The following is a 1,055-nucleotide window of genomic DNA, read 5'->3' as shown; positions in this document are numbered from 1 at the left end:
CTGGGCTGCTTCGGCTCGGGCCTTGCCGGGCAGGTCGCCGTTTCCCGGATCATCTACGCGATGGGGCGGGACGGCGTCCTCCCGAAGCCCTTCGGCTTCGTCTGGAAGCGCTTCGGCACCCCGGCGGTCGCCGCAATCACCGTCTCCATCTTCGCGCTGTCTAGCCTGTTCCTGACGCTCGACCAGGCGGCGTTCATGATCAGCTTCGGCGCGCTGGGCGCCTTCGCGATGGTAAACCTCTCCGTGATCAAGATTTACCTCTTTCCGGCGGGCGAGGCACGGTCTTGGACCCCGGGCCGGGTGATCCGCTACGGGGCCGTGCCCCTCATCGGCTTCCTCCTCACGATCTGGCTCTGGGCGTCCCTGGAGCCGATGACCTGGGTCGTCGGCGGCATCTGGTTCGCGCTCGGGCTGGTCATCCTGCTGCTCCGAACGAACCTGTTCCGGAAGCCCGTGCCCACCCTCGACTTCAACGAGGAGCCCACCACCCAGATGATTGACACGCTGCACGACGAACAGCCCCTCCGCGGCGGCGCGTCCCAGCCCTAGCCCCGCCGCGCCCCTCGACCGCACCTCACCCCCCCCACACACAGACACCAGAAACGAGAACCCCATGACCGTTGCCCCGGACCTCATCATCACCGCCGAGGGGATTCACACCCTCGCGCCCGACGCCGAACCCCAGCGCGTCGAAGCGCTCGGGATCACGAACGGGGTGGTGAGTCACCTCGGCTCCCGGGCGGAGGCCCAGGGCTGGGCGGGGGAGCGCACGCGGGTCCGGGATTTCCCCGGCGGCACCGTCGTCCCCGGCCTCGTGGACGCGCACAGCCACCCCGTCTTCGGGCTTGGCATGACCGCGGGCCTCTCGCTCACGGGCGTCGAGACCCTGGCGGAGGCCGAGCGGATGCTCACCGCGTACGGCGCTGAGCACCCCGACGCGCCCTGGCTCCAGGCCTGGGGCCTGGAGCAGACCCTGTTCGGGGACGAGGTCCCCAGCAACGCCTTCCTGGCGCGGGCCGTGCCCGGCCGGAAGACCTTCGTGCTCCTCTTCGACG

2 protein-coding genes are annotated in these 1,055 nt (G+C 70.0%); both read left to right on the top strand.

Annotation, left to right across the window (positions count from 1 at the left end; translation table 11 throughout):
* A partial coding sequence (locus OOT08_RS02040) for an APC family permease (protein ID WP_325090891.1) occupies positions 1 to 549 on the top strand: 549 nt, incomplete at its 5' end.
* A 64-nt stretch (positions 550 to 613) separates the two neighbouring features.
* Positions 614 to 1,055, top strand: a 442-nt coding sequence (locus OOT08_RS02035) for an amidohydrolase family protein (protein ID WP_325090890.1), incomplete at its 3' end; no start/stop codon positions are given.

This window comes from Leucobacter sp. M11 (assembly GCF_035726885.1).
Taxonomy (GTDB): Bacteria; Actinomycetota; Actinomycetes; order Actinomycetales; family Microbacteriaceae; genus JAPFRB01.
Note: the sequence above shows the minus strand (reverse complement) of the source record. Positions and strands in the feature narration are given on the sequence as shown.